19 protein-coding genes and 4 pseudogenes are annotated in these 20,006 nt (G+C 68.4%); 15 read left to right on the forward strand and 8 right to left on the reverse strand.

The window, feature by feature from the left end; translation table 11 throughout:
• Positions 1-37 precede the first annotated feature (37 nt).
• From DA075_RS34525 to DA075_RS36225, 3 genes are all read left to right on the forward strand, one after another.
• Complete coding sequence (locus DA075_RS34525; RefSeq protein WP_091891458.1) at positions 38-1,459, forward strand: multicopper oxidase family protein; 1,422 nt, start codon at positions 38-40, stop codon at positions 1,457-1,459.
• A 172-nt stretch (positions 1,460-1,631) separates the two neighbouring features.
• Positions 1,632-2,366: a copper-binding protein gene (locus tag DA075_RS34530; protein WP_091891462.1), complete on the forward strand. Its 735-nt coding sequence runs from the start codon at positions 1,632-1,634 to the stop codon at positions 2,364-2,366.
• Between the two features lie 415 nt (positions 2,367-2,781).
• Positions 2,782-3,003 carry a hypothetical protein gene (locus DA075_RS36225; protein ID WP_123834578.1) on the forward strand — a complete coding sequence of 74 codons (222 nt, stop codon included), beginning with the start codon at positions 2,782-2,784 and terminating at the stop codon, positions 3,001-3,003.
• Between the two features lie 147 nt (positions 3,004-3,150).
• Here DA075_RS36225 and DA075_RS34535 read toward each other — a convergent pair whose 3' ends face one another.
• Both DA075_RS34535 and DA075_RS34540 read right to left on the reverse strand, forming a co-directional pair.
• The gene (locus DA075_RS34535; protein ID WP_091891465.1) at positions 3,151-3,795 is read right to left on the reverse strand and encodes an NrsF family protein; all 645 of its coding nucleotides are present in this window, start codon (positions 3,793-3,795) and stop codon (positions 3,151-3,153) included.
• Entirely contained in the window at positions 3,792-4,349 is a 558-nt protein-coding gene (locus DA075_RS34540; protein WP_091891468.1) for a sigma-70 family RNA polymerase sigma factor, read from the reverse strand. Before DA075_RS34540 ends, DA075_RS34535 begins: the two co-directional genes overlap by 4 nt.
• Before the next feature lie 945 nt (positions 4,350-5,294).
• Between DA075_RS34540 and DA075_RS34550 the strand changes: the two genes are divergently transcribed.
• The 12 genes and pseudogenes from DA075_RS34550 to DA075_RS34610 form a co-directional block, all read left to right on the forward strand.
• On the forward strand, positions 5,295-5,633 hold the full coding sequence (locus DA075_RS34550) for a hypothetical protein (RefSeq protein WP_123834580.1): 339 nt from the start codon (positions 5,295-5,297) through the stop codon (positions 5,631-5,633).
• A gap of 434 nt (positions 5,634-6,067) precedes the next feature.
• Positions 6,068-6,415: pseudogene (locus DA075_RS34555) on the forward strand (sigma factor-like helix-turn-helix DNA-binding protein); the annotation flags it as partial.
• 709 nt (positions 6,416-7,124) lie between these two features.
• Positions 7,125-7,424, forward strand: a complete 300-nt coding sequence (locus tag DA075_RS34565; protein ID WP_091891478.1) for a hypothetical protein — start codon at positions 7,125-7,127, stop codon at positions 7,422-7,424.
• An 86-nt stretch (positions 7,425-7,510) separates the two neighbouring features.
• The gene (locus DA075_RS34570; protein ID WP_244537685.1) at positions 7,511-7,894 is read left to right on the forward strand and encodes a FixH family protein; all 384 of its coding nucleotides are present in this window, start codon (positions 7,511-7,513) and stop codon (positions 7,892-7,894) included.
• Complete coding sequence (locus DA075_RS34575; RefSeq protein ID WP_091891481.1) at positions 7,894-8,457, forward strand: FixH family protein; 564 nt, start codon at positions 7,894-7,896, stop codon at positions 8,455-8,457. Before DA075_RS34570 ends, DA075_RS34575 begins: the two co-directional genes overlap by 1 nt.
• Positions 8,457-9,977: an efflux RND transporter periplasmic adaptor subunit gene (locus DA075_RS34580; protein WP_091891484.1), complete on the forward strand. Its 1,521-nt coding sequence runs from the start codon at positions 8,457-8,459 to the stop codon at positions 9,975-9,977. Before DA075_RS34575 ends, DA075_RS34580 begins: the two co-directional genes overlap by 1 nt.
• Complete coding sequence (locus DA075_RS34585) at positions 9,974-13,168, forward strand: efflux RND transporter permease subunit (protein ID WP_091891487.1); 3,195 nt, start codon at positions 9,974-9,976, stop codon at positions 13,166-13,168. The genes DA075_RS34580 and DA075_RS34585 overlap by 4 nt, the downstream gene beginning before the upstream one ends.
• A 69-nt stretch (positions 13,169-13,237) precedes the next feature.
• Entirely contained in the window at positions 13,238-14,233 is a 996-nt protein-coding gene (locus DA075_RS34590) for an NAD(P)/FAD-dependent oxidoreductase (RefSeq protein WP_091891490.1), read from the forward strand.
• Between the two features lie 756 nt (positions 14,234-14,989).
• Positions 14,990-15,367 carry a copper-binding protein gene (locus DA075_RS34595; RefSeq protein WP_091891494.1) on the forward strand — a complete coding sequence of 126 codons (378 nt, stop codon included), beginning with the start codon at positions 14,990-14,992 and terminating at the stop codon, positions 15,365-15,367.
• Between the two features lie 25 nt (positions 15,368-15,392).
• Entirely contained in the window at positions 15,393-15,830 is a 438-nt protein-coding gene (locus tag DA075_RS34600; RefSeq protein WP_091891497.1) for a DUF411 domain-containing protein, read from the forward strand.
• Between the two features lie 47 nt (positions 15,831-15,877).
• Complete coding sequence (locus tag DA075_RS34605; RefSeq protein WP_091891500.1) at positions 15,878-16,141, forward strand: hypothetical protein; 264 nt, start codon at positions 15,878-15,880, stop codon at positions 16,139-16,141.
• Positions 16,142-16,244: 103 nt separating this feature from the next.
• Positions 16,245-16,367 (forward strand): annotated as a pseudogene (locus DA075_RS34610) (integrase core domain-containing protein); the annotation flags it as partial.
• Between the two features lie 6 nt (positions 16,368-16,373).
• Here the strand turns inward: DA075_RS34610 and DA075_RS38005 are convergent.
• The 6 genes and pseudogenes from DA075_RS38005 to DA075_RS38035 form a co-directional block, all read right to left on the reverse strand.
• Positions 16,374-17,405: a hypothetical protein gene (locus DA075_RS38005; RefSeq protein ID WP_244936675.1), complete on the reverse strand. Its 1,032-nt coding sequence runs from the start codon at positions 17,403-17,405 to the stop codon at positions 16,374-16,376.
• Positions 17,406-17,444: 39 nt separating this feature from the next.
• A complete protein-coding gene (locus DA075_RS38010; RefSeq protein ID WP_244936716.1) occupies positions 17,445-17,582 on the reverse strand; it encodes a hypothetical protein in 138 nt (45 codons plus the stop codon).
• Positions 17,549-18,037 carry a recombinase family protein gene (locus DA075_RS38015; protein WP_338068032.1) on the reverse strand — a complete coding sequence of 163 codons (489 nt, stop codon included), beginning with the start codon at positions 18,035-18,037 and terminating at the stop codon, positions 17,549-17,551. Before DA075_RS38015 ends, DA075_RS38010 begins: the two co-directional genes overlap by 34 nt.
• 122 nt (positions 18,038-18,159) lie before the next feature.
• A pseudogene (locus DA075_RS38020) lies at positions 18,160-19,085 on the reverse strand (NADH-quinone oxidoreductase subunit N).
• Positions 19,085-19,612 (reverse strand): proton-conducting transporter membrane subunit, encoded by a 528-nt coding sequence (locus DA075_RS38030; protein WP_244936717.1) that lies wholly within the window; start codon positions 19,610-19,612, stop codon positions 19,085-19,087. Before DA075_RS38030 ends, DA075_RS38020 begins: the two are co-directional and overlap by 1 nt.
• 265 nt (positions 19,613-19,877) lie before the next feature.
• A pseudogene (locus DA075_RS38035) lies at positions 19,878-19,964 on the reverse strand (hypothetical protein); the annotation flags it as partial.
• Between the last annotated feature and the right edge of the window lie 42 nt (positions 19,965-20,006).

Here is a 20,006-nt window from a genome sequence, read left to right on the forward strand (position 1 = left end):
CGCAATCCGGTCGGAACGTGAGACGAGGACAGGGACGATGACCGATCTATCGCGCAGGGGCCTGCTCGGGGCCGGAGGCTTGATCCTGGCGGGCACCTCGATGATCAGCGGACGCGTGCAGGCGGCCGGTCTGCCCGAGGCACCCTCGATGGACAAGGCGACCATGCAGCCGCCGCTCGTGCCCACCACCGGGCCGGACTACCAGCCGGTGGTGACGCTCAACGGCTGGACCCTGCCGTGGCGCATGCGCGGCGATTGGAAGGAGTTCCACCTTGTGGCCGAGCCGGTCGTGCGCGAGATGGCACCTGGCATGAAGGCCCATCTCTGGGGCTACAACGGGCAGTCGCCCGGGCCGACCATCGAGGCGGTCGAGGGCGACAAGGTCCGCATCTTCGTCACCAACAGGCTGCCGGAGGCCACCGCCGTGCATTGGCACGGGCAGACGTTGCCCAATGGCATGGACGGGGTCGCCGGCCTCAACCAGCCCGGCATCCCGCCGGGCAAAACCTTCGTCTACGAGTTCATCCTCAGGCGCTCCGGCACGTTCATGTACCACCCGCACTCGGACGAGATGATCCAGATGGCGATGGGCATGATGGGCTTCTTCGTCGTGCATCCGCGCGACCCCGCCGAGCGGCGGGTCGACCGTGACTTCGTCTGGCTCCTGAACGCCTACGACATCGAGGCCGGGTCGTACGTGCCAAAGGTCAACACGATGCTCGACATGAACATGTGGTGCTTCAACAGCCGGGTCTGGCCGGGCATCGATCCGGTCGTGGTGCGCCAGGGCGACAAGGTGCGCATGCGCATCGGCAACCTGACCATGACCAACCACCCGATCCACGTTCACGGCGTGGACTTCCACGTCAGCGGTACGGACGGCGGCTGGATCCCGCCGGAACGGCAGTGGCCCGAGGTGTCGGTGGACATAGCCGTCGGGCAGATGCGGGCCATCGAGTTCAACGCCGACGCGCTCGGCGACTGGGCGATGCACTGCCACAAGTCGCATCACACCATGAACGCCATGGGACACTCGGTGCGCACCTATATCGGCGTGAACCTCAAGAGCACCGCCAAGCAGATACAGAAGGTCGCGCCGGGCTACATGCCGATGGGTTCGACCGGCGGCGGCATGATGAGCGAGATGGAGATGCCGCTGCCGGAGAACACGCTGCCGATGATGACTGGGACCGGCCCGTTCGGCTCGGTCGAGATGGGTGGCATGTTCACGGTGATGAAGGTCCGTGCCGGTTTAGCCGCTAACGACTACAGCGACCCGGGCTGGTACCAGCACCCGAAGGGCACGCTGGCCTACGAATGGACGGGCGAGCCCCTTCCTGAGCCGAGCCGTGATCCGAAGACGCCGAGAGGCAAGCGGGCGCGGGAGACCGATCTGCGCGTGGTCGACCCGCGCAAGCGCCGCACCGCCGCAAACACCGGCGGCCACGAGAACCACTGAGCTCTGTGCTCGTTCAAAACCGAGCCGGTCGTACTCCGGGCATGGCCTGGATCGCCGGCTCGACGGTTCGGTAAAGGGGCAAGCCACTTTCCGAAGTTCGCCGCGCGGGTCGTTCACCCCACCCCTCATCGGGAACCCGTGCGCCGGTTCATCTCAGCCTGAGGAGACCCCCATGACGCGCCCCACCGCCCGCGCCGCCGTTCTGACGGCGGCCCTGCTCAGCCTCGCCTCTCCTAGCTTTGCGCCCGTTGCCGAGGCGCAGCCGGCGCGCGGCGCGGCCGGAGAGTTCGAGCGCGTGCGTAGCGTGATATCGGACCGCTTCAAGAACACCAAGCTGACGGGCGACCCAGACCAGGACTTTGCCGCCCTCCTCATTGCCAGCTTCGAGGAGACGCTGTTCCTGGCCAAGGCGCAGCTCAACTACGGCGGTGACCGCGAGCTGCGCGCGGTGGCGCAGAAGATCCAGGATGAGCAGCAGGAGCGGATTGACGCGCTCAAGACCTGGCGGGTGCGCAGCCGCGAGCCAGGCTACCGGGAGCAGCCGAACCAGACGCCCTCCGGCGCGGGCCCGCTCGATCGCCCGGGGCAGGCGAACGCGGCCGAGGCGCGCTCAGCTCAGGCGCAGGCAGCGCCCTCTTCGGCTCAGCCGCCCGCCGCCTCTGCGCCTGCCTCAACTGCAAACACGCCGCTGGTCAAGGGCACGGTGCAGAAGGTGGATGAGGCAGGCGGCAAGGTGACGCTCGATCACGAGCGCATCCCCAACATCGACATGGATGCGATGACGATGGCCTACAAGGTCCAGGATCCTGCCTTGCTGAAGGGGCTGAAGGCGGGCGACACGGTGAAGTTCTCGGCCGACCGGGTCAACGGTCAGCTCGCCATCACTCGGATCCAGACAGCCAAGTGAGCTGATTGCTTCTGTTTGAGCGATGACGCACTCCGGCATCCGCTCAGTCGCCCGTACCCTGATGAAGTACCGGGCTGGGCATGGTGAGGAGCGCATGAGCCAGCGCTCCCTTGCCTACGCCGCTGGGCGCGAGAGCACCTGTCCGCTCTTGGGTCACCGCTGGCGAAAGCCCCTCTGCCGGACGCCTCGCTCAGCCGTGTTGCTCAACGTCCAACAGGTCTGCTGGCAGACCTGAGCCGGCGAGCCGCACTGGCGGTCGTCCGCCGCCTGTGGGCCGAGTATGCGGCGCGTGTGCGCGCGAGCAAGGGCAAGGCCGAGCGGATCATGGACGGCGGATGAGGACCTGCGGGATCTTCTCGCTCGGGGAACTTTCTCTTGAGCGCGAGTCCACCATCAGGATTGGTGAGCCTGGGCGATGAGCAAGAAAATGGGCCGCCTGACAGTACCGTACGGACGCGCGCAGCCCGGGCGGCGGCGGCATGTTCGACCGCACGTGGCGCGCAGGGCGGCGCGGGATTTTCGGCACGCCCTGCTCGCTCTGTTGCTGGCCGGCACTCTGTTCAACCTCTTCAGCATGCTGGCTTCATCCTCTGATGTGCTCCTCAGCGGCAGCGTGATCTTGCACCCTTCCCACTGAGACGATGGGCAGCGGGACAACGAGCAGCGCAGTCCATGCTGCCCTGCTTGCATGTGCCGCATCAGAGTAAGGGGATCCTTCAGGTCATGGCTTTTCTTCCATCCCGTAAAACGCGGTTTAGCGCACAAACCTTGATATTCCCCTAGGTCACCACCGCAGGAGACGGGGCCCGAGCAGGGCGCCGGCGAGGGTGCAGAACGCAATGGTGCCGCCGTACCAGAGCGCCACAAACGGGACCGAGTCGTCCATGCAATTCAGGGCATACCCGATCGCGCTGATCCCGCCAGCGGCCATCCCGACGAGCGCGCCCGTCCGGACAAGGTCGGTCGGCGCGGCAAATCGGCGGACGGCCCAGACCAGGACGGCGAAGGGTAGCACGCCGATGATCGGGATCGACACGAGGCACTCCAGCCACATGTGGCCGACAAGCATCCTGTCCCAGTGCGAGCTCGGCGCCGAAGCCAGGCTGAACGCGGCCAGCAGCATGACCCCGAGGAACGGCGTCGCGGCGACCCAGGGTCGAGCTCTGGTCTCGCCGCCCGGGCGTGCGACCTTCGTCAGCAGCCACCCGGCTAAGACGACGATACCGGCACCGAAGGCGACCTTCAGGAACAGGAAGCCGAGCACCCCGTGATTGTGGAGGTCCGGCCTGACCCCGAGCGACAGGAGCGCGACGCAGAGCGCCGCCCCCGTGCCGAGCGCCGCGGCGAGGCCGAGGCCGCGCTTGAGCCGGCCGTGGTCGGTCGGCTCGATGTTCGTGCTGAGCATCTCGATCAGCTCGTTCGTTCTCATCGTCCCCTTCCTTGGCTGATCGCGGACGCCAGGGCCTTGAGACCCCGGTGGACGCTGACCTTGATGGCGGATTCCGACATGCCGGTCCGGCTGGCGGCCTCAGCGACGCTCAAGCCATCGAGCTTCACGAAGCGAATCGCGCGCCGCATCTTCTCGGGCAGCTTGGCCAGGAGTCGATCCAGGTCATACGTGCTCTCCACGCCGGCATGGTCGTCCTGTGCCTCAAGGTCGCCCGCATCCTCGATGGGCACATTGGACATCGCAGTGCGCGTACGGCGCAGGTGGTCGATCAGCTTGTAGCGGGCGATGGCCTGCGCCCAAGGGGTGAACGGCTGATCTACGTCGTAGGTATGTCGCCGCGTATGGATCGCTATCAGCGTGTCCTGCACGAGGTCTTCGGCCTCGGACGGACTTCGTCCAGCGCGGTGGAGCTTTCCGCGATAATAGGCGCGCAGATACAGGCTCAGCCGGTCGAGAACCGCCCGGTACGCGGCCGCGTCGCCGTCCAGGCTGGCCCTCATCAGGCTCCTGAGCTCAGTCTCACTCGCAATCATCACGCGCTCGTAACTGAGTTCGCGAGGCAGGGCCCGATGGTTACAGCTGCCCGCATGTGCGATGGCAACGGGGACCGGTCAGGAAGGGGTAGGTCGTGATGGGGCTTCGCTCGGCCCCTCGCCCGATGGCTTGGGTCAGGCGTCGGACCGGGGAGGGAATGGTCGCGTGCGTGGGTGCGCGCCGAGGACAGCCGGCCATCGGCCGGGTCAGGGTGAAACGACATCGGTTTCGTTCTGGAATGCTGTAGGGGCCGCCCGATCCCGGGCCGGCCAGGGGCCGTCGCCAGAGGCGCTATCGGGCGGTCCGTGCAGGCTCCGGCCGTCGACATCCGCTAGCGCAAACGCGACCGAGGGCCCGGTGATCCGGGGGCCGGCCGCCGCAGGGCGACGGCGATGAAACCGGCGCACAGCAGCGAGTTGGCCCCGGAGGCTTTCCCTGCCTCGTCGCAGCCGTCGCAGCCGTCCGGCATCGGCCCCTGCAGCGCCGCCACGGGCATGGCCGCCTTCATGTGCGCGGCCTGCACGCCATGCAGCGCGAACCTTGCCACGAGGGCGAGGGTCAGGAACTACGCGCAGACGGGGCGGGACCGGAGCTAGGATATCAAGCCCAGCATACCAGGCCGCCGCACGCCCCGAAAGGGCGCGCATCGGCTGGGCGACCGGTTTGCCGCGCATGAGTTGAGCGGGTGTACCGGCGTCAAACAGGCGTGGTTCGGGCAGCCCACCTTGTAACGAAGCGTTTGCTGCCTCCGAACTTAGCACCATGGATTGGATGTCGCAGGTGGATCGTGCGGGGTTTCGCGGCGGCTTGCACCGCGGGCCTTTGCGGCGGGCGCGGATCGCGCCGGTCGCGCTCCGCAGCGGCGCGGGATACACGGCGCCAACACGCCGTCATCGAGGATCGGAGACACCTGGCCGGACATGGTCAGAGTGGCTTCGAGGCGTATGAGGCCGCCGAGGGGGAGGCGGGCGGACCGCGGAATTCCGGCTTCGCGGGAAGGCCGCACCGGACCTTGGGACCAGAGCGCCAAGCTCGCCGCCGCCCCGGCGAAGACCCCGACGCGCTCCTACGTCGTCTTCGAGTCGCGCTTCGCCCAGGACCTGTTCTGCGCAGTTCCGACAAGCCTCCCGATCCCGGTCTTTCTCACCGATGCGGGCTGGCAGTTCCGGGGTACCCTGGGCAAGCGAGGCTTCAGGCCGCCGGGCTTCAGGGCGGCCGCGGCCCGGAAGGCGGCCAGCCGTGACGGGTTCTACCTGTTCTCTCCGCCCCATTCCGAGGATTGAGGCTGCCCGACCGTGCGAAACCTCTCCTCGGGCGGAGGAGCGGTCCCCGCCGATGGGCGTTCGCGTCGGCTCCTTGCGACGCCGGCGGAACCACTGGGAAAAGTTCGAGGCGCTGTAACGGACTTGGCGGGACATCCGAAATCAAGAACAGAAGTAGCAAGCTTTAGAGCCAGCAAAGAGTTCCACCATGAGTAGCAAGATGATCACTGTCCTCGCCGGCATTGCTATGATGGCCGGGCTGCCGGGATACGCCCTGGCCGGGTGGATCGACAATGTGCCGCTTCGCTTCCGGCCTGGCGTGCACCAAGCGGCGCCCCGCAATCTCGGAGCGCCGGATGCCGTCCGGACAACTGGGTCGGTCAACGTCGTCCCCCGCCGCCCGGCGACCCGTCGGCCGGACTCCCGTCGGCCAAACTTCTGACATGACTCGCGGCGCTTTCAACCCGCCCTTGCAGGAGAAGGGCGAGGGCGAGTGGCAGGACTGGCTCGCCGACGACGGGCCGAGCCAGGAGACGGTGCTCGCCGCCGCGGAAGAGGGCCAGAACCGGCTAGCGGCCCTGCGCGACGCGCTCTCCGTGCTGAACCCGCGCGAGCGGCGCATATTCGAGGCGCGGCGCCTCGCCGACGATCCGATCACCCTTGAGGATCTCTCGGGCGAGTTCGGCGTGTCCCGCGAGCGCGTGCGGCAGATCGAGGTCCGCGCCTTCGAGAAGGTGCAGGACGCGGTCAAGCGCAGTCTCACCGTGCGCGAGCTACCGCAAGTCCGCGCGCAAGCCGCCTGACCGCTGGCCCCTGGCGAGCACGGACAAGCCTCAACCCGAGCGGCCTGCCACCTGGGCGCTCGTCACGGTCCCTGACCCGGATTTCCCGCATCCCACGTACGACCTGACATCTCGACGGAAGATGCCTCGGGCCGACCCGCCAAGCAGACCGACGACATTCAACGCGCTCCGCCAAAGCAAGACGGCGTGTAACCATCGATCTGCCAAACTCAAAGTAACGGCAGTAAATTTGATGATCATGCCTCTGCACATCATCTTCGGGGTGCAATCGTGAATAATTTTTTCGCTGTCGTCTTGGCTCTCGCGGCCTTCGTGGCGCCTGCATCGGCCAATCCTCACTCCGGCACCCGGGATCCTGCCGCGGCATCGATCCTTCAGGCTCGATCCGCCCCCGGCATCGGCCCCCAGGCGACCGGGAGCTTACCCAACGGCTCTCGCTCGGAGCTAGACGCTCGCGGCGGGCTCGGCCGAGATATGCGGAGCAGCACGCGTGACAATGCGCAGTTTCCCGAACGAGCGCCGGAGGCACAGAACCTCGGCGGTACCGCCGGCGGCCCGCAATACTAACGGGACGCTGAGAGGCACCCTCGCGCCAGCAGCGGTCGCAGTCTGAAGGCAACCCGTCGAGTGTAACGAAAAAATCCTGCCCCCCGAACTCGTCAGTAATGGCGCTGAACGGATAGCGCTTTCCAGTCAACGGAGAGGCGTCATGAAGCTCACGGTTGGCATCATCCTTGCCTCACTGATATTGGCCGATCCGGCAATCGCCGCGCCGGGATTACAGGCACGAACCGGCCCGCAGCGACACCACCATGATCGATCTTCGGCTTACGCGCTGCGCGAGCCGGTGACGACCGGAAGCCTCGCTGGCAGCACGGGCCACGTTCGGGTCCCTCGCGACCTGCAGAGGCGGGATTTCCGAAGCAGCACCCGCGGAAACGCGCAGTTCCCGGAGCGTTCGCCTGTTCAGCAGAACCTCGGCAACACGTCGGGCGGGCCTGAGTTTTGAGCGCCCCACCTTGCACGCCTCCGCTGGCCGCAGCACGTGCTGCGGCCCCCCCCGCGCAGCGGCGGCTCTCATTGTGGCGTGCACTCGTGCTGGTGCTGCTTCTCATGGGTGCCGGCGCGACCCTCGCATCTTCCTTCAGCCGCGCCTCTTCGGGCCATTACGCCTTTGAGCTTGTCGAGCGCGAGGTGAAGCAGGGTTACGGCACAACCATTCTGGTCCGGCTCGTCGACGAGCGGACCGGAAAAGTGGTTCCGGATGCGATCCTGTTCATCAGCCGCATCGACATGTCGCCTGACGGCATGAACACGATGACCGCTCCGTTGGAGCTCCAGGCCGACGCGCTGCCCGGCTACTACCGTTTCGAGACCGACCTCTCGATGGAGGGCGGCTGGGCGCTCACGCTCGCGGCCAAGATCCCCGGACTTCCAGACCCGGTCCAAGGCAGGCTCGTCCTGCAGGCAGTGCCATAATGCATCAGAACACGCCCTTTCGCGACTTCGAGGAGTTCGAGACCGCCCCTGGCGGCGGTCGAGCAAGACGGATCGTGGGCATCGCTCTGTTTGCCACGATGCTCCTGGCTGCCATCGGCCTCGGCTACGGCTTGGGGCGTGGGACCTGGGCGGTCCCGAGCGCGATTTCAGACCACGTTCCGGCCGCTCTTGCCGGTTGGCTGCCGCGCCGAGGCACGAACTCCGAGGCGGGTGCACCTGCCGCGCTCAAGGACTACGCCTTCAATCTCGTCGGGAGCCAAGCCAAGCAGGGCGAGGCGACGCTGGCGCTGCGCTTGGTGCATAAGCCAACGGGCAAGCCAGTCCCGGACGCGATCATCTTCGCGCACCGCCTCGACATGGCACCCGCCGGCATGCCGACCATGACGACGGAGCTGGAGTCGCAGCCCGCGACCGAGCCCGGCCTCTACCGGTTCAAGACCAATCTCACGATGGCGGGCGATTGGCAGCTCTCGCTTGCCGCCAAGGTGCAGGGCGAGATCGGCACAGTGCAGAACCAGCTCGCGCTCAAGGTGGTACCGTGATGGACCAGAGGACGCCTTTCCACATCTCCGAAATTCAGGGACGCGGTTACGGTCCCGTGCGCCTTGCCGCCAGGATCGCTGGCTTCACACTCGCGCCAGCCGCTCTCGTGGGCGCACTCGTGCTTGGCCTGAAGGCCGGCGAGGTCCACTGGCCCCTGCCGGCCTGGCTGCCGGGCCCGGTCTCCACGCTCCTCGTCAGGGACGAGGCGGGTCCGGCAGCGGATGCCCCAATCCTGTACTACCGTGATCCCGATGGAAGGGCAGCCTATGCGCTCACGCCGACGAGGACGCCCGATGGCCGCGACTACCGGCCCGTACGCGTCGGCGAGGATGTCGACTTCGAGCCCCGGCCCGCCGCGAAGGAGGCCGAGGCGAACGCCACCTACGCTGCGCCCCCGGGCGGGGCCCGAAAAATCCTCTACTACCGCAACCCGATGGGCCTGCCGGACACCTCGCCGGTGCCGAAGAAGGACTCGATGGGGATGGACTACCTCCCCGTCTACGAAGGCGAGGCCGAGGACGGCAACATCGTCAAGATCTCGCCCGGTAAGGTCCAGCGCACCGGCGTCCGCTCCGAGCGGGCCGAACGTCGCGTCGTCAGCCGAGCCGTGCGGGTGCCCGGCACCGTGACGCTCGACGAGCGCCGCGTCACCGTCGTGGCGACACGCTCGGACGCCTATGTCGACCACGTCGAGAACGTCACGACCGGCGACCGCGTCCGCAAGGGTCAGGCACTGGTCCACGTCTACTCGCCCGAGATCAACGCGGCGGCGGCCCAGCTCATCGCCAACCCGGGCTTCGACGGCTCCCGGCGGCGCCTGCAGAACCTGAACGTCTCGGAAGCCGTCATCGACGAGATGGAGCGCACCCGGAAGGTGCCGATGGCCATCACCTGGTCGTCCCCGCGCGACGGGGTCGTCCTGGAACGCAACGCCATCGAGGGCATGAAGGCGTCGGCCGGAGACACCCTGTTCCGGATCGGCGACATCTCGACGATGTGGGTGCTGGCCGAGGTACCCGAGTACGACCTCGGCAGCGTCAAGGTCGGCCAGCCCGTCATTGTGCGCGTGCGCTCGCTGCCCGGGCGCAGCTTCAGCGGCAAGGTCGGGCTGATCTACCCGCAGGTGAACACGCAAACCCGCACCACCCGCGTGCGCATCGAGTTGCCGAACCCCGACGGGGTGCTCCTGCCCGACATGTACGCCGACGTCGAGATCGGGACTGGCGCGGCCAAGCCCGTGGTGGCGGTCCCGAACGATGCCGTCATCGACACGGGCGCGCGCCAGATCGTGCTCGTCGATAAGGGCGAGGGCCGCTTCGAGCCGCGCGAGGTCAAGGTCGGCGCCCGCGGCGAGGGCTACACCGAGATCCGCGAGGGTGTGCAGGCCGGCGAGCAGGTCGTGACCGCGGCCAACTTCCTGATCGACGCCGAGAGCAACCTGAAGGCGGCGCTGCAGAGCATGGCGGCGCCCAAGTCCGCCGCCGAGTCGCAGGCGCAGGCCACGGAGGCCACCCGATGATCGCACGCCTGATCGCCTGGTCGGCCCGCAACCTCGTCCTGGTGCTGATCGGCACCGTCTTCGTGGTGGCGGCTGGTCTCTACAGCGTGCGCACCCTGCCGCTCGACGCCATCCCGGACCTCTCGGACGTGCAGACCATCGTCTACACCGAGTACCCGGGGCAGGCCCCGCAGGTGGTCGAGGACCAGGTCACCTATCCGCTCACCACCGCCATGCTGACGGTGCCGAAGTCGAAGGTGGTACGCGGCTTCTCCTTCTTCGGGGTCTCGTTCGTTTACGTCATCTTCGAGGACGGCACCGACCCGTACTGGGCCCGCTCGCGCGTGCTCGAATACCTGAGCGCGGCCGGCAAACGCCTGCCGGCCGGCGTGACGCCGACGCTCGGGCCCGACGCGACGGGCGTGGGCTGGGTCTACCAGTACGCCATCGTGGCCAAGCAGCAGACGCTTGCCGAGCTGCGCTCGCTGCAGGACTGGGTCGTGCGCTTCGGGGCCTCGCGCGCCGAGGGGGTGGCCGAGGTCGCCGGCGTCGGTGGTTTCGTGAAGCAGTACAACGTCGTCGTCGACCCGAACCGGCTGCGTGCGCAAGGGATTTCGCTGAAGGCGCTCCGCGACGCAATCCGGTCGAGCAACGCGGATGTCGGCGGCCGCACGGTCGAGCTCTCCGAGTTCGAGTTCATGGTGCGCGGGCGCGGCTACCTGAAGAGCATCGCCGACATCGAAAACATCGTGCTGAAGACCGAGGCCGGCACCCCGCTGCGGGTGCGCGACATCGCCCGGGTCGAACTCGGGCCGGACGAGCGGCGCGGCATCACCGAGATGAACGGCGAGGGCGAGGTCGCGGGCGGCATCATCCTGCAGCGCTTCGGCGCCAACGCCCTCAACGTCATCGAGGGCGCCAAGGCGCACCTCGCCGAGGTCGCCGCGAGCCTGCCGAAGGGCACCGAGATCCTGCCGGTCTACGACCGCTCGCAGCTCATCGACGCCGCCATCGAGACGCTCAAGGGCACGCTCGTCGAGGAGAGCGTCATCGTGGCGCTCGTCTGCATCGTGTTCCTGCTGCACCTGCGCAGTGCGCTCGTAGCCATCCTGATGCTGCCGGTCGGCATCCTGATGGCGCTCGGCGCCATGCATCTCCTCGGGATCGGCGCTAACATCATGTCGCTGGGCGGCATCGCCATCGCGGTCGGCGCCATGATCGACGCGGCCATCGTCATGATCGAGAACGCCCACAAGCACTTGGAGCGGGCGCCCTCGGGCAAGCCGCGGGTCGAGATCCTGGTCGAGGCGGCCGCGGAGGTGGGTCCGTCGCTGTTCTTCTCCCTCCTCGTGATCACGGTCAGCTTCCTGCCGATCTTCACCCTGGAGAGCCAGGAAGGGCGCCTGTTCGGGCCGCTCGCCTTTACCAAGACCTTCGCCATGGCGGCGGCGGCGCTCCTGTCGGTGACCCTGGTGCCGGCCCTGATGGTGCTGTTCGTGCGCGGGCGCATCATCCCCGAGCATCGCAACCCGCTGAACCGGCTGCTGATCTGGGTCTACCGCCCGGTCATCAGGGTTGTGCTCAGGGCCAAGGTGCTGACCATCCTGCTGGCGGTGGCGGCGCTCGGCCTGACCATCTGGCCGGCCCGCCAGCTCGGCTCCGAGTTCATGCCGGACCTGAACGAGGGCACCCTGATGTACATGCCCACGACCTTGCCGGGCATCTCTGTGACCCAGGCCGGGGAGCTGCTGGCGACGCAGGACCGCATCATCAAGTCCTTTCCCGAGGTCGCCTCGGTCTACGGCAAGGCGGGGCGTGCCTCGACGGCGACGGACCCGGCCCCAACCGAGATGTTCGAGACCATCATCGCCCTGAAGCCGAAGGCGGATTGGCGTCCCGGCGTGACGCTGGCGAGCCTCAAGGCCGAGATGGACAAGGCCCTGCAGTTCCCCGGCGTGTCGAACGCCTGGACGCAGCCGATCCGCGCCCGCATCGACATGCTCTCGACCGGCATCCGCACGCCGGTGGGCATCAAGGTCTACGGCACCGACCTCACTGAGATGGAGAAGGTCTCTCGCGAGGTCGAGGCCGTGGTGCGGAACGTGCCGGGTACGTCCAGCGCCTACGCCGAGCGGGTCATCGGCGGCTACTTCCTCGACATCACGCCGGACCGGGAGGCGCTCGGGCGCTACGGCCTGATGGTCGGGGACGTGCAGGACGTCATCGCGACGGCGCTGGGAGGCGAGAGCGTCACGAACACGGTCGAAGGGCGCGAGCGCTACACCGTCAACGTGCGCTACCCCCGCGCCTTCCGTTCGGATCCGCAATCCATCGCCACCGAGGTGCAGGTGCCGTTGCCGGCCGGCGGCACGGTGCCGCTGGGCGAGGTGGCCAAGGTCCAGCTGACCCGGGGGCCGACCTCGATCCGCACCGAGAACGGGCAGCTCGCCGTCTACATCTTCGTCGACCTGGCCGGGCGCGATCTCGGCGGCTACGTCGCCGAGGCCCGGGACGCGGTCAACAGGGAGGTCCAGCTTCCGCAGGGCATGAGCGTCCAGTGGAGCGGCCAGTTCGAGTACCTGGAGCGGGCGGAGGCCAGGCTGAAGATCGTGGTGCCCGTGACGCTGCTCGTCATCTTCCTGCTGCTCTACCTGAACTTCCGGCGCCTGACCGAGACGCTCATCGTCATGCTGTCACTCCCGTTCTCGCTGGTGGGCGGGGTCTGGCTGCTCTGGTGGATGGGCTTCAACATATCGGTCGCGGTGGCCGTCGGCTTCATTGCCCTGGCGGGCGTGGCGGCCGAGACCGGGGTGATCATGCTGATCTACCTCGACCATGCCTGGGACGAGCAGCGGGCCGCGGTTGCCGCCGCGGGCCGCGAGGCGACACGTGCGGACCTGTACCAAGCCATCATGGTGGGGGCGGTCGAGCGCGTGCGCCCGAAGATGATGACGGTGGTCGCCATCATGGCCGGGCTCGTGCCGATCCTGTGGAGCACGGGTGCCGGGTCCGAGGTCATGCAGCGCATCGCGGTGCCGATGATCGGCGGCATGGTGTCCTCGACCGTGCTGACGCTCGTCGTGATCCCGGCCATCTATGGCCTAGTGAAGGCGCGTGGGCTTCCGCACCGAAGCCCTCCTCGCACCGGCACTCCGAAGCCTGGTAAGGCTCTGGTCCGCGTGCAGCCGCGCCTGGTCAATCCCGCCGAGTGAGTGCGGGGCGGCGTCGCCCCGACCATCGGGAAAAGTTTTCATCACACGCCACGAGAGGAAGCCGGAACCATGCCGCAGAGTGTATTGGATTGCCTCGTGATCGGCGGTGGACCGGCAGGCCTTACGGCCGCGATCTACCTGGCCCGCTTCCGCCGGCGCTTCCAGGTCTTCGATGCCGGTGCAAGCCGTGCGGCCCTGATCCCGACCTCGCACAATCACGCGGGCTTTCCCGAAGGCATTCACGGCCGGGCGCTTCTGGGCCGGATGACGGAACAGGCGCGCAAGTACGGTGCCCATATCGTCCCGGGGTCCGTCACGCGCCTGGAGCGCCGGCCGGACGGCGTCTTCCTGGCCACGCTGGACGGGGAGCCGATCCCGGCCCATACCATCCTGCTGGCGACCGGGGTTGTCGACCGCGAGCCGGACCTGCCCGACGTGCCGGACGCGATCCGGCGCGGGCTGGTGCGCCATTGCGGGATCTGCGACGGCTACGAGGCTATGGGCAAGCGGGTCGCGGTGATCGGGCACGGCAGCAGCGGGCTGCACGAAGCGCTGTTTCTGCGGACCTACACCGCCGACATCACTCTGCTGTCGCTGGGTCGGTCCCTGGTGCTGACGAAGGAGGAGCGTCGGCAAGCGGCACAGGCCGAGATCGTGATCGTCGAGGAGCCGGTCAGGCGCGTGGTCGTCGAGGGGGATCAGGTCCGTGCGCTCGACATGCTCGGCGGGGCGTGCCGGTCGTTCGATGTGCTCTACGCGGCGCTGGGCAGCGACGCCCGGTCCGACCTTGTGCACGGTCTGGGCACCCGTCTGGATGACAAGGGCTGCGTGGTGACAGACGAGCACCAGCGCAGTTCGACCGACGGCCTGTTCGCCGCCGGCGACGTGGTGCGCAGCCTCGACCAGATCAGCGTCGCGATGGGCCAGGCCGCCATCGCCGCGACGGCGATCCACAACCGCCTGCGCGGGGTGCCGTCGCCGAGGGGAGCTCCGGACGACACGCTGTCGTTCTCACCCCAGGACCTGTGCACCTGCTGTTCGCCGCCTGACGCAAGACGGCACTGAGCCCCGGCACCGGCGACGTTGCGATGCGACCGGCCGGACGCGAAATCCCGCAGCGTCCGCGATCCCGCGGCGGCGGCACACTCGGCTGGGCGTCCGCTCTTGACCTCGGGACTTGTCCTCGCATGCTGAACGCTTTCCGAGTGGGCCCTTGCGACCGCGCACGCTCTCGTCAAGAGGCCCTCCGCGTCGGCCACCCGCGTCAGCTCGGTCTGATCCGCTTGGCCGCCCTGCCGCTCACTCGAAAGACATTCCCACTATAATCGTTCGCCTGCCATTCCGAGTTTATACAAGACGCACCAAGATCCAGTCAAATCCGGAGAATATCTTGTCATGTGACGCAGCTTTTCTGTGCTGCTCCCCGGAGTTTTTGTGAATTCGACTACGGCGCGCTACGCCTCTGCGGGTTGAATGGATAACGTCCCGGACTGTTTCCGTCTGGGCGCGAACCGGAACCCGCCCCGGACATCGGAACCGACCGATGGCGTCCTGGTGATCGGCTCGGTCGACAAGACACCTGCCCGCTCCAGGCGTCCCCCCCGGTCGGGTCGGGCCGGGAAGCCGTAGGACGACGTCGGTGCCGCGGCTTGTATTCTGTGGCAGCCGGCGGCGAATTGTAACCTTTCCTGCGCCGGGTCCGAATGTTCGATGTGAAGGGGCCGCAACGCGCGCGCCCTCCGCCTCGAAGGAGCGTCCGGGCTCTCGCCAGGGCGGCGCCTAAGCCGTCCCGGCCAGCCGGATCAGAAAGAAGGACCACCGATGTCTGATCTTGGCCAATCGAGCCGAAAGAGCGCGCTCACTGCGGCTGTCGCCGCGCTGTTGCTCGCGGGTGGCGTGCAGGCGCAGGCCGCGCCGATGGGCGACATGACTGGTATGAGCGGCAAGGCTGGCGCGGAGAGCGGAAAGCAGCAGACGGCCAGCACCACTGGGACCGTCGCGGCCGTGAACACGGGCCAGCACAAGGTGACCTTCGACCACGAGCCGATCCCGGCGATCAACTGGCCCGCCATGCACATGGAGTTCCCGGCGGCCTCCTCGGTCGATCTCTCGAAGGTCAAGCCGGGCGAGAAGGTCAAGTTTACTCTGAGTGGGAGCAAGGGCTCCTACACCGTTCAGTCGATCACCCCGGCCCAGTAGGGCAGACGGGCCGGAAGGGCATGCCATGATCCACCGCCGTGCACTCGTCGGCGTTCTTCTTGCGGTGACCGTGCCGTCCATGGCCGCGGCGCAGGGCGCCCAAACCGCCATTCTCTACAAGAACCCGCAATGCCAGTGCTGCGACGCCTACGCGAAGGTGCTCCAGCGCAACGGGATTGCGGTTACCGTCGAGGAGACTCCCGCGCTCGCGGCACTCAAGCGCGAGCACGGCGTGCCCGAGCCGCTCCAGGGCTGCCATACGCTGCTCATCGACGGCTACGTCGTCGAGGCACACGTGCCGGTCGCCGCGGTCAAGAGGCTGCTGGCTGAGCGGCCCGCCATCAGGGGCATATCGCTGCCGGGCATGCCGGCGGGCTCGCCGGGCATGGACGGGGAGAAGACGGCGCCGTTCACGGTCTACGAGATCAGCGACGGCGCCCCGAAGGTCTTCGCACGCGAGTAGCGCGAAGGCAGGACTACTTCGAAACGCACGGACGACAGGAGAAATTTATGTCCAAGATCTCGCAGCTCGCACCCGCCGCTCTCGGCTTTGCTCTGTTCGCCGGCATCGCCGCTGCCTCGGCCGAAACTGCCACGAACCCCGCACCCTCGGACAAGGGGGTGATGGGCGGCATGATGCAGGGTGACGGCATAATGCCGATGATGCAGGAGATGTCGAAGATGATGGGTAACTGCAACAAGATGATGCAGACCATGATGGACCGGCAGAACCAGGGCGGGTCCGGCCAGCAGAACCCAGACAAGCGCGGCTGAGCCGGAGACGCGCGCTGACCCGCTGACCGCGAGGGCCGCGCGCAGTCGGACCTCCCGCGGTGGTGGCCGGGCCGTCGGTGGGCGAGCTCCAATTGTAGCTAAGCTTCCCAACGCCTTCGTGGAGTCGTTCAACGGCAGGCTCCGGGACGAGTGCTTGAACGAGACCCTGTTCCGCAGCCTCGGCCACGCACGGGCCGTGCTGAGCGCGTGGCGGGACGATTACAACTGCTCATCAGAACGCACATCTCGCTATGTTATTGAGGCGAAGAGGGATTGTTGCGCCGGATGCGGTACCGCGCGGTGTTTGCCGCGGTTCGATGCCTCCTGCGCGAGGGCTTTGGCGCCCGGGCCGTCGAGAGCGGCGCGGCTGAACACCCAAGGTCCGTCGGCGAGCGGATGCATGGCATCGACCTCGCCCCGTTCCGCCGCCAGACGAAGCGTGCGCGCGGCGACGCCGACACGAGCGGCGGCTTGGGTCAGGGTCAGCCAGGGCTCGTCGCCCGCCGCGGCCTCGCGGAACACCGGGATGCGGTATTGCGAGCGCAACGCCGTGACGCGCTCGCGCGTGAAAGCGGTTGCCGTGCCCCGTCCTGACGCCGTTGCGGTTGAGCACGCCCGCAATCACGTCGTCACGCGCGATCAGCGCCAGCGCGCGCACGGCCTCCACCACATCGGCAGGCGTACTGGTCCGCTGGCCGCGTCGCCGACGCGGGAGGCGATGCTCGGTGTGAGCACCGCCGATCCAGTGCAGGGTGAGCACGATCTCGGCCCGCGCCTCGTCGAGGTCCGCGACCGCTTCGTGGATCAGGGTGCGCACGATCCGCTTCTTGAGCCGTGCATCCGTCGTCGGCGCTGCCCAGACGCCTTGCAGGTCCGCGGCGAGCGTCTCCAGCGCGACCGGAGGAAGGGCGGGCCGAGGGGCGAGCGCGTCGTGCGCGCCGATGCGCGTCTCGCAGGCGCCGACCCGGGACAGAGCTCGGTTCCAGCGCGCTTCGAGTTCGCCGGTCACCAAACGGTTCTCGGGGTCGGCCGCATCGTACTGCCAGAAGGCCCGGTCGGCCGCGTAGCGCGCCGCCTCCAGGTCTCGCACCATCGCCTCGCGCGCTTCGTCGCGTCGCGTGCTCGCCTGCGCCTCGGCTGCCCGCGCCGCCTCGATCGCGCCCGGCTGCATGACCGCTAGGAGCGCGGCCTCGACCACATCGTCGACGCGCAGACCGCCGAAGGCGATGCAGTTCGGCTCTCCATAGTCGATCCGCCCGCGCACGCAGGCGTAGCGCGGGATCTGTCCCTTGGCTCCAGTGTACTACACGCTGAGCTTGCGCCCGCAGCGCCAGCACCGCAGCAACCCTGCGAGCAGCGCCGCACCGAGCTTGGGCGCGCCGCGGGAACTGGTCGGAACGTTCTCGCTCACCATCGCCCGGATCGCCTCCGCCGTTCCCACTCCACGTAACCTTCATGCGAGCCCGGCTTCAACGCCAGCCACTCCGAGCGCGGCGTGCGCCTGGCCCGCGCCTTGGCGCCGGCCGCGTCGTAGCTGGCCGTGACGCGGCTGCGGCCGTAGGCGTAGGCGCCGCCATAGGCCGGGTTGGCGATGAACTCGCGAAGCGTCGAGTAGCGGGGCGGCGCCAGACGACCGGGCCGGCGTTGACACGTGTCGGCAGATCGAGCCCGTGCTCCAGGAACCAGAGCAGGGCCTGGCGCACGCTGCCCAGCTCGGCCACCTTGTCGATGCCGAGGCGGATCGCGGCCTGCACGCGTCGATCGGGATCGATCTCGAGCCGATCCGATGCACATCGCGCTACCTCCCCTTGCCTGAACGGCATCTTTCGGACCTCGATCAATCCGAGCCGTCCGCGCGCCCGCGACACCCGGCAGGGCGGCCGCGCGTCGGTGCATGGCCCTGGGGCTGCCGGGTGAGCGCGGATCGAAGGCCGACCGAGACCGGGCCGGATCGGAGATCCTGGGCCGGTGGATTCACGACCATGCCGCTAGAGCGTACCGGCCCGCATCGCGTTCGGCTATCGCAGCAGCGTCGCGCCGAGCTGCGCCACGCCGCGCAGCACGCTCGGTGCGATGCCGAAGGCCAGCGTCGCCGCCGAGCACAGGCCGAGCGCGAAGGCGTACCCGACGCCGGGCGCCACCCCCTCGGGGCGCTCGGGCTCCCGGAAGTACATCTCGGCGATGACGGCGACATAGTAGGAGAGCGCCACCGCCATGTTGGCGGCCGCGAGCACGGCGAGCCAGGCGAGGTCGCCGTCGATGGCGGCCAACAGCAGGAACACCTTGCCGGCGAAGCCCGCCAGCGGCGGGACGCCGGCCAGCGACAGGAGGGCGAGGGTCAGCGCCGCCGCCGACCACGGCGCGCGCCGACCGAGGCCGCGCACCGTCGCGAGGCCGTCGCTGCCGGACATGCGCTCGACTTGCGCGACCACCGTGAACGCCGCGAGGTTCATCAGGAGATAGGCCACGACATAGTATCCGATGGCCGGCAGCGCCTGGGGGACGCGACCGGCGACCGCGACCGCCATCAGCATATAGCCGGCCTGGGCGATGCTGGAATAGGCCAGCAGCCGCTTCAGGCTTGCTTGGCGGAGCGCACCAGATTGCCGAAGGTCATCGTCGCGGCCGCCATGAGGGCGAGCACGGAGGGCCAAGCAGCTAGAGCCCCCGGCATCGCCTCCAGCAGAAGGCGGAGGAGACCGGCGAAGGCGGCCGCCTTCGGCACGACCGAGACGAAACCGGAGATCGGGGCCGTGCCGCCCTGGAACACGTCGGGGGCCCAGACGTGGAACGGCACCAGCGTCATCTCGAAGCCGTAGCCGACGACGACCAGGCCAAAGGCCAGCGCGACCCAGGCCCGGTCGGCGCCGGCGAGGCCGGCACCAATGGCGCGCAGGTTCAGGCTGCCGGTGAGGCCGAACAGGAACGTGAGCCCGTAGGCCATCACCGCCAGCGCGGCGGCACGTAGAGGAAATATTTGAGCGTCGCCTCCTGGGCGGGCCCGTCGCTCCGGACGAGCAGCACGAGCAGGTAGGAGGGGAAGCTCACCATCTGCAAGAACAGGACGATCAGGCCAAGGTCGGTGGCCGCCGCGAGCCCCATGCCCCCGACGGTCGCCATGAGCAGTGCGACCGGATGGTGCGGCTCCTGCTCGCTCGCCCGGAAGTGGGAGGCGAGCGACAGCAAGCTCACCACGGCGCCGGCCTCGATGACGAGTTGGTAGAAGGCCCGGAACGGGTCGACGGCGTAGGTGCCGCAGAAGGCCTCCCGCGGCGTGGCCGTCAGCATCGGCACGGTCAGGCCCATCGCGGCGAGGAGGGCGAGGAGCGCGAGCGCGGCGGGTAGGCGGCGCCACCGGCCGCGGGCCCAGCCGGCGGCCGGGACCAGGGCCAGGGCGGTTCCGGCCAGGACCATCTCGGGCGCGACCGCCCCGAGATCCATGCAGCCGCCCATCGCCACCCCGCCGGTCACGGGAGGTGCGCCAGGGCGGCGGTCGTGCCGTCGAGCAACGCGACCAGGGTAGCGGGCAGGATCCCGACCGCGACCGACAGGGCCGCGAGCGCGGCCGCCGACCAGACCTCCCCGCAGTCAGGGGTGGCAGGGCCGGTGCATCCGCCGGCGCCCGCCCCATCAGCAGGCCGGTCACCAGCCGGAGGTAGACCGCGGTCGTGACGACGAGCGCGAGGACGGCCAACCCGGCGACCCAGGCGGAGAGCTGCAGGGCGGCGCCGACGGCCTGGAACTCGGCGATAAAGCCGGACAGGCCCGGGAGCCCGAGGGAGCCGAAGGCGAGCAGGCCGAACAGGCCGCTGAAGACCGGCATCGAGCCGATCAGGCCGCCGAAGCGGTCGAGATCCCGCGTGCC

The sequence above is a fragment of the Methylobacterium currus genome (assembly GCF_003058325.1).
GTDB lineage: Bacteria > Pseudomonadota > Alphaproteobacteria > Rhizobiales > Beijerinckiaceae > Methylobacterium > Methylobacterium currus.